This window comes from Lentzea kentuckyensis, from assembly GCF_002150765.1.
Lineage (GTDB): Bacteria > Actinomycetota > Actinomycetes > Mycobacteriales > Pseudonocardiaceae > Lentzea > Lentzea kentuckyensis.
In genome coordinates, this window is record NZ_MUYM01000188.1 from 1 (window position 1) to 8123 (window position 8123).

7 protein-coding genes are annotated in these 8123 nt (G+C 70.3%); 3 read left to right on the forward strand and 4 right to left on the reverse strand.

Annotation, left to right across the window (positions count from 1 at the left end; translation table 11 throughout):
• On the forward strand, nt 1-331 hold a 331-nt coding region (locus B0F77_RS45615), incomplete at its 5' end, for a M23 family metallopeptidase (RefSeq protein ID WP_143467278.1).
• Between the two features lie 466 nt (nt 332-797).
• Here the strand turns inward: B0F77_RS45615 and B0F77_RS45620 are convergent.
• Both B0F77_RS45620 and B0F77_RS45625 read right to left on the reverse strand, forming a co-directional pair.
• Nucleotides 798-1793 carry a FliA/WhiG family RNA polymerase sigma factor gene (locus tag B0F77_RS45620; RefSeq protein ID WP_143467279.1) on the reverse strand — a complete coding sequence of 332 codons (996 nt, stop codon included), beginning with the start codon at nt 1791-1793 and terminating at the stop codon, nt 798-800.
• Nucleotides 1768-2745, reverse strand: a complete 978-nt coding sequence (locus B0F77_RS45625) for a tyrosine recombinase XerC (RefSeq protein ID WP_086669295.1) — start codon at nt 2743-2745, stop codon at nt 1768-1770. Before B0F77_RS45625 ends, B0F77_RS45620 begins: the two co-directional genes overlap by 26 nt.
• 208 nt (nt 2746-2953) lie before the next feature.
• Between B0F77_RS45625 and B0F77_RS45630 the strand changes: the two genes are divergently transcribed.
• Nucleotides 2954-3451, forward strand: coding sequence for a hypothetical protein (locus B0F77_RS45630; RefSeq protein WP_086669296.1), 498 nt, complete (start codon nt 2954-2956; stop codon nt 3449-3451).
• Between the two features lie 44 nt (nt 3452-3495).
• Nucleotides 3496-5472, forward strand: coding sequence for a SecDF P1 head subdomain-containing protein (locus B0F77_RS45635; RefSeq protein WP_158103016.1), 1977 nt, complete (start codon nt 3496-3498; stop codon nt 5470-5472).
• Here B0F77_RS45635 and dprA read toward each other — a convergent pair whose 3' ends face one another.
• Together dprA and B0F77_RS48455 are read right to left on the reverse strand one after the other, a co-directional pair.
• Nucleotides 5473-6597, reverse strand: a complete 1125-nt coding sequence (gene dprA / locus B0F77_RS45640; protein ID WP_086669298.1) for a DNA-processing protein DprA — start codon at nt 6595-6597, stop codon at nt 5473-5475. It lies immediately after the preceding gene.
• Nucleotides 6594-6752 (reverse strand): hypothetical protein, encoded by a 159-nt coding sequence (locus B0F77_RS48455; RefSeq protein WP_158103017.1) that lies wholly within the window; start codon nt 6750-6752, stop codon nt 6594-6596. The genes dprA and B0F77_RS48455 overlap by 4 nt, the downstream gene beginning before the upstream one ends.
• Nucleotides 6753-8123 lie beyond the last annotated feature (1371 nt).

An 8123-nucleotide genomic window follows, 5' to 3' on the forward strand; every position in this document is an offset into this window, starting at 1 on the left:
CCTGTCCGCCTCCGCGGGCACACCGGTCCTCGCGGCCGGCGACGGCGTTGTCGTCTACGCCGGCGCCGTGGCCGCCCGCACGCTGGTGTCCGTGGAGCACCGCGGCGGCCTGCGCACGACGTACGAGCCGGTGACCCCGGCCGTGACAGCCGGCCGCCCGGTCCAGCGCGGCGACGTCCTCGGCCACCTGCAGGAGGGCCATTGCCCGTCGCCATGCCTGCACTGGGGCGTCCGGCGAGGCCACGAGTACCTGGACCCGCTGCGCCTCGTGTCAGCGGGCCGCGTACGCCTGCTGCCGCTGAACGCCTCCATCCCTCCCAGAGGCGGCTGACCGAGCCCCCGTCGCGCGGCGCCCCCGTCACGCCCGCGGCGATCCCACCGGGCGCACTCCCGCCATGTCCCGGCGGCGGACGGCCGGCGCGCCCCGTCGCGCGCCGCGGCGCCCGGCAGGTGCCGGGAGGCGCCGGCGCCGCTAACCCCGCCGCCTCCCGGCCCACCTGCCGCTTTCCCCTGGTTCCCCGACATCGCGACCCTGCTGTCGAGCGGGCGTTGCCGGCGTAGGTACTCGGCGTGGTTGGGGCAACTCCAGTGGCCACCCGTTCGAGTGAATTAGCCCTGGCAAGCGACGGAAAGAGGTTTGAAGGCCCGTTTTGGACGCTCAACAAGCCTCGTCAAAGCGCTGCGGCGGCGTCGCGGTACGCCCACGCGACAGCCCGATGCTCAGCCGTCGACACGTCCGGCCGGCGTTCTCACCAATGCACCGCGCACACCGCGGCTGGAGTGGGAGGGAGGCGTGCTCAGGCCTCGGACTGCTCGTTGAGCTTGGTGCGCAGGCGCAGGACTGCGCGGGTGTGCAGCTGGCAGACCCTGGACTCGGTGACACCGAGGACCTTGCCGATCTCGGCGAGCGTCAGGTTCTCGAAGTAGTAGAGGGTCACGACCACGCGGTCGCGCTCGGCCAGCTGGGCGATCGCGTCGGCCAGCTGACGGCGGCTGTCCTGGTCGACGAGGCTCGCCACCGGGTCTTCGGCGCCGTCGTCGGGCAGGGACTCGGCCAGGGAGGCGCCGCCCTTGTTCGGGGCGATCAGCTCGTCGAGGGCGACGACGCTGGTGAGCTGGAGCTGGCCGTAGAGCTCGCGCAGTTCGGCGAGGCCGATCTTGAGCTCTGCGGCGAGCTCGCGGTCGGTGGGCGTGCGCTGCAGCTTGGCGCCGAGGCGTTCGAGAGCGCGTTCGACGTCACGGGCGCGGCTGCGGACCGAGCGCGGCACCCAGTCCTGGGAGCGCAGGTCGTCGAGGATCGCGCCGCGGATGCGCTGCATGGCGTAGGTCTCGAACTTGAGGCCGCGTTCCGGCTCGAACTTCTCGATCGCGTCGACCAGGCCGAAGATGCCGGACTGGATCAGGTCGGCCACGTCCACGTGGGCGGGCAGGCCGGTGCCGACGCGGCCGGCGACGTACTTGACCAGTGGCGCGTAGTGCAGCACCAGGCGATCGCGCTGGCTCTGCTCGCGTGACTCGCCGTAGCTGCGCCACAACGCGACGATGCCGGCCTCGACGTCGTCACCAGACCGGGCGTCCGCGCGCGTCACCGCAGTCGGAACGGCAGCGGGCGTGCCGTTGACATGCGTGTCTGCACCGGGCTCGGAAGCCGCCTCGGTGCACGGCGCGCCGTTCTGACGGTGCCCGTTACCCGCTTGTTTCGAAATCGGTGCGGGCAGGACTGGTTCAGGGGGCACGGTCGCCGTACGCGATCCTCCCCCTGCGGCGTCAGGAACGGGGGTGGGTTCGGTCATGGATCGCCTTCAGCCGTTCGACAGTGACGTGTGTGTAAAGCTGAGTCGTTGCGAGCGTAGCGTGACCAAGCAGTTCTTGGACGGTGCGCAGGTCCGCTCCTCCTTCCAGCAAATGGGTCGCAGCGGAGTGGCGCAACCCGTGCGGCCCGATGTCCGGAGCATCCGGTACCACGGCGACGACCTCGTGCACCAGAGTGCGAACGGCTCGCTGGTTCAGCCGGCCACCTCGGGCACCGAGGAACAGCGCCGGGGGCGAATCCGGTGCTACCAGGGCGTTTCGCCCCTCGTCCAGCCACCGCCGCAGCGCTCGCTCCGCCGGCACGCCGAAGGGCGTGCTGCGCTCGCGTCCACCTTTGCCCAGAACTCGAATCACCCTTAGGGAGTAGTCCACGTCGTCGAGATCAAGACCACAGAGTTCGGCCACGCGGATACCTGTGGCGTACAGCAACTCCACCACGGCCTGATCACGCAGCGCAACCGGATCGCCTTCGGAAGCGCCAGAGGATACGGCAGTCATCGCGTCCTTCGCCTGGTCCACGCGCAACACGGACGGCAACGTCCGGTGCGGTCGCGGAGCGGCGAGCCGAGGCCCCGGATCGGCGGCCAGATGCCCGGCGCGGTGCGCCCACGCGGTGAACGCACGCGCCGCGGCGGCCCGGCGCGCGAGCGTGGTGCGGCTGGCGCCCGCTGTGCGTTGCGCGGCAAGCCATGACCGCAGGTTCGTGAGGTCGATGCGGCCCACGTCCGCGTCTTCCAGGCCATTCCCCGCGACATGGCCAAGAAGCGCCACGGCGTCACCGATGTACGCGCGCACGGTGTGTGGTGAGAGATCGCGTTCCAGCGTGAGATGCCGTTCGTACTGCCGCAACACGTCGGCAACGGACGCCGGCAGTTTTTCGCGCAGGCGAACGAGATCGACACGGCGTGTCCGACCATGCGGCGGCGGGGACATAGGCCAAGACGCTGCGCCAGTCGGGGCGTTTGGTCAAGTATCGCCACACCCCCGCGCCATTTGAGAGCGCTCTCATGATCGGGAACACGATAACGTTTCAACTCCCTGTGACGACCAGGGGTTTGGTGGCTCGTACAGATCACCTTTCGGAGTAGCGATGGCAGCCAGCACGACCGTCCGGACAGCCGATGACCTAGCCCGCCGAGTCGTGCGGAAGATCGCCCCGGAGGAACTCCCCTCCTTCGACATCGTCGCCGCTCCCTACCTGGAGAGCCCCAAGCAGGCAGAACGCCGGCTACGCCAGGCTCACGACGATCCGCTGGGCTTCGGCCTGGGCGACATCGTGGCGATGGCGACGCCCGTCATCGCCCTCGTGTCCGGCAGCGTGATCACCGCGGTCTCCGACAGCGTCGGCAAAGCCGTGCGCGACGGCACCACCAGCGCCGCGCGCAAGGCGTGGCGCAAGCTCCGCGGCAAGCCGGTAGAGCCGCTCGAACTGCCGTCGACCCCGCTCACCAAGGCCCAGCTCAGCGAGGTGCGCCAGATCGCGCTGGCACGCGCTCTCTCGCTCGGCATGAAGCAGCAGAAAGCCGAAGCGCTCGCCGACGCCGTCGTCGCCGCCCTCGTGCTGCGCGACGACGACCACGACTCCGGCCGGGACAGTGACCGGGACAGCGCCGGCGAGGCGGGTGACGCCTCCAGATGACGGAAGCGAAGCCGCAGGTCAACCCCAGGGCATTACCGTCCGAGATGATCCTCCTGCTTCTCCTCCTCGCGGCGACGGTGCTGCTCAACGTCTTCTTCGTCGCGAACTGGCTGTCCGGCCTCGAACGGGGCGGCGCCGGCTCCCTGCTGCAGAAACTGCAGATGCTTCTGACGCCGGGCCTGGCCGTCTACGGCGTCTACACGGCGATCCGCATCCGCCGCTCCACGCCACTGGCCGAGATCACCGCCCTCCGCGAGGCCAGCAAAGCCGTAAACGGGCTGGTCCTGGAGGTGAACCCTCCCCGCCGCACGGACATCCGCCTCGGCAAACACCTGGGGAGCCGCGCCTACGTCACCGGCCCGCCGCGCAAACCGATCATCGTGCTCGGCCCCGAACTCCTGGCGCTGCACGCGATGCCCGGCGAACGCAAAGCCGTGTTCGACGCCGTGGTGCGCCACGAACTCGCACACGTGCACGCCGGAGACCTGTGGTGGTACCAACTGGCCACGGTGCTGCGGTTCGCGAACCTCTCCACGGGTTTCTTCGCCCTGTTCGCGCTGTGGCTGGACGTTCAGCACGACCACGGTGACGTCACCTCCTTCCTCCTGAGCACGTTCCGCCTGACCGCACTGACCCTCCTCACCGAACTGATCGCCCGCGCCTTCCTGCGCGCCCGCGAACACGCCGCCGACCTGCACGCCGCGGAGTTCGGCGTGGAAGGCCTCCTGGCCGCGGTCCAGTCACACGAAACCGACCAGACGCGCTCGATCGTCCGCACCTGGCTGCGCCGCCACCCAGGTGCCGACGAACGCTCTCAAGCGCTGACGAGCCCGATGCGCCTGCTGGCCTCGCCGATCGGCCAGGTCTTCCTCGGCGCCGCGATGGCAGGCGCCGGCTTCGTCACGTTGCAGGACCTCCTCCTCGACGGCAGCGCCGCGGACAGGACGACACCGGTCATCACGGGCGTGTTGCTCGGCATTCCGCTGACCCTGTTCGCGGCCTTCAGCCTGTGGCGCGCTTCCTGGCAGGAGAACCGCGACCGCCTGCGCCCACCGCTGACCGCCGCCGCACTACTCACCGGCCTGGTGATCGGCAGCCACCTGCCGCTCTACACCCGGATCTCCGATCAGGCCCCGATCGGCGTCCCGATCGCGCCGTCCGTGCTGCTGGCGTTCGCAGTCGGCATAGCCGGCCTGTGCTGGTGGCTCGACGCCCTCAGCACGTCGTGGCGCCGAACCGACCCCGGTGCCGCGCGAATGCCGGTGTTCCTCAGGTACGCGGTGCCGTCCGCCTGCATGGTGGGCGGCTGGCTGTTCGCGGTCCTGTGGACCTGGTCGGCCCGGCTGCGCGGCATCTACCTCGGCTGTCCCACCGAAGAAGGCAGAAACCTGCCGGCTTGCCAGTCGTCGACACCCGAATCCGACATCGTCCTCAAGGTGGCCGCGGACTTCGGCTTCACGTTCTGGTCAGTTCTCACCGTCCTCGTGGTCGTGGTGACCGTTGTGGTTCCGCACTACCTCCGCACCCGATCGCTCCGGCCGGTGGCAATCGCCGCGATGGCAGCGCTGGGGGTGCTGGCAGCTCTCTGGACAACCCAGTCGCCGTCCGCACCGCTCAACCGAGCACGCGCCGAGTTCCACCTGGTGCTGAAGACAGAAGCGCCATCCCCAGGCGACTGCACACCACCGTTGGACAGCAACGTGAAGTGCGCCGCCGACGGGAGCGAGAAGTTGACGCTGGGCCCAGCAGTTCTGTCCACAGTGGACATCGAGGACGCCACCGCGGAACAAACCACGACCGGTTACGCCATCCGCCTCGAGTTCACCGCGGAGGGCCAACGCCGCTGGGAAGACCTGACCAGGGCGGAAGTGGGCCAGTTCATCGCGTTCGTGGTGAACGACGACCTGCTCGCCGCTCCTCAGATCACCCAACCACTGACCGGCGCCTCGGTGCAGCTGCCTGGCCCGTTCAAGAGCCTCGACCAGGCCAGGAAGGTCGCGGACGCCATCCGAGGCAACTGATCACCGCACCTCCAACCGCTGCCAGCCCTCGTCGAGCCGCAACGCGAGCCCGGCGAGCTCCAGTTCGGGCAACAGCGCCCGAACCCGTTCCAACGGCACCCCGGACTCGACCGACACCCCTTCGTCGCTGACCCCGCACCGCTTCCCCAGGGCCTCGTACACCCGCATGGCTTCCCCTTGCGACGCCCCGAGCTCGCTCTCCTTCTCGGCGGGCTCGGTGGCGAGGTCGTCCCCGAACCGCCCGACCGACTCCACGATCTCGGCCACCGAACAAACCGAAACCGCCTGCCCGTCCCGCAACAACTCGTGGCACCCCACCGAACTGGCCGACGTGACAGGCCCAGGCACCACCATCAACGGCCGCCCCAATGCCAGCGTGATCGCGGCCGTGTTCTTGGCCCCGCTACGCCGCCCGGCCTCCACGACCACCGTGCCGCCGCCCAACGCCGCGATGAGACGGTTGCGCGTGAGAAACCGATGCCGCGCAGGCGTCACGCCGGGCGGGTACTCGCTGACGATCAACCCTTCCCGCGCGATCTTGCCGAGCAGCCCCTGATGCCCGGCGGGATAGGCGAAGTCCACCCCACAAGCCAGCACCGCGATCGTCACGCCACCGGCCCCCAGCGCCCCACGATGCGCAGCGCCGTCAATCCCATACGCCGCACCGGAAACCACCGTGACGCCGACATCCGCCAGCCCGTACGCGAACTCGGCGGCAACATGCTCGCCATACCCGCTGGCCGCCCGCGACCCCACGACCGCCACGGCCTTCTCGACCATCTCCGCCAGGTCAAGCGGCCCGCGCACCCACAACGCCAACGGCTCACCCCGCCGCGCATTCCCCAGGGCGACGAACGGCCAACGCGGCCACTCGTCGTCCTCCGGAATGACCAGCCGCCCACCGCGCTCGGCAACGCGCGCAAGGTCTTCCCGCGCCCGCTCCTCGGCCCGGCGAGCCGAAGTCTGGCTGGCCACCGACGGCGAAACTTCGCCGGCCCGAACCAACTCCGCGGCCTCAATCGGCCCCACCTGCGCCACCAGCCCCGCAAGCGCCGCCGGGAACGGCTCGGCCACGCGGGAGAGGTAGGCCCTGGCCAGGCGGGTGGCATCGGGTGTCGCGGTCACCGGAACCACCACCAGGGCAGCCAGCGGTGCCAGGGTTCGCGGCGCCACGGGTCAGGCGGGCTGATGCCCGGTGGATGTCGGCGGACGGTGCAGGGCAGCCGCAGGAGGCCAGGCATGGCTGATGCCGCGGCGGCTGGGGCGAGGAGTGAGGTCATGGTCGGGCTCCTTCGGGTGAGGCGGACGGGGGTGAGCGGGGCGCCCGCTGGGGATCAGGCGGGCACCCTGCTCGGGAACCGGACGCGAGCCAACGCTCGAGGCTGCGCGCACGGCGGGCTTGGGACAGACAGATCCGGCCGGTCGAGCGATATCGGCGGGTGAGCGGAGCGCCCGCTGGGGATCAGGCGGGCACCCTGCTCGGGAACCGAGCACGAGTGGTGTTCGATGCTGCGCGCCCGACGGCTTGAGGCAGACAGATCACCGCTCGGCTGAGCGATGGCCGTGGGGTGAGTGGGTCGCTCACCGGGGATGGAGCGAGCGACCCACTCGGGAACCGGACGCGAGCCAGTGCTCGAAGCTCTGCGCCCGGCGACTCGGAAACCAGGTGCCGGGCGCGGAGTGGGAGTGGGACTCCACGCCCAGCGGCTTGGGGACAGACAGACCACCGCCCGATCGAGCGTTGTCTGCGGGGTGAGCGGAATGCCCGCTGGGGACAGGGCGGGCACCCGCTCGGGACTGGACGCGAGCTGCTGTTCGAAGCTCTACGGCCAGCGACTCGGGTGCCGGGCGCGGAGTGGGAGTAGAACTCCTCGCCCGGCGGCTTGGGGACAGACAGGCCACGGCCAGGTCGAGCGATGGCCATGGGGTGAGTGGAGCGCTCGCTGGGGATGGAGCGAGCACCCCACTCGGAAACCGGGCGCGAGCCGGTGTTCGAAGCTGCGCGCACGGCGACTCAGTGCCGGGCACGAAACGGGAGCAGAACTCCGCGCCCAGCGGCTTGGGGACAGACAGATCACCGCTCAGTTGAGCGATGGCCATCGAGCGAGTGGCGCGCCCGCCGGGGATGGAGCGAGCACCCCACTCCCTAACCGGACGCGAACCAGCGCCCGAAACTCCGAAGCCGGCGACTCGGTGCCGGGCACGAAGTGGGAGTAGGACTCCGCACCCGGCGGCTTGGGGACAACAGATCACCTCCCGGTCGAGCGATGGCCATCGAGTGAGCGGAGCGCCCGCCGGGGATAGAGCGAGCACCCCACTCGGGAACCGGACGCGAGCCGGTGTTCGAAGCTGCGCGCACGGCGACTCGGTGCCGGGCACGGAGCGGGAGTAGGACTCCGCACCCGGCGGCTTGGGGACAACAGATCACCTCCCGGTCGAGCGATGGCCATCGAGTGAGCGGAGCGCCCGCCGGGGATAGAGCGAGCACCCCACTCGGAAACCGGACGCGAACCAGTGCTCGAAGCTGCGCGACCGGCGACTCGGTGCCGGGCACGGAGCGGGAGTAGGACTCCGCACCCGGCGGCTTGGGGACAACAGATCACCTCCCGGTCGAGCGATGGCCATCGAGCGAGCGGAGCGCCCGCCGGGGA

Bases quoted from the DNA above. Each gene is read 5' to 3' on its own strand.
- B0F77_RS45620 (WP_143467279.1), bottom strand. From the start codon at position 1,793: ATGACCGAACCCACCCCCGTTCCTGACGCCGCAGGGGGAGGATCGCGT.
- B0F77_RS45625 (WP_086669295.1), bottom strand. From the start codon at position 2,745: ATGTCCCCGCCGCCGCATGGTCGGACACGCCGTGTCGATCTCGTTCGC.
- B0F77_RS45635 (WP_158103016.1), top strand. From the start codon at position 3,496: ATGATCCTCCTGCTTCTCCTCCTCGCGGCGACGGTGCTGCTCAACGTC.
- B0F77_RS48455 (WP_158103017.1), bottom strand. From the start codon at position 6,752: ATGACCTCACTCCTCGCCCCAGCCGCCGCGGCATCAGCCATGCCTGGC.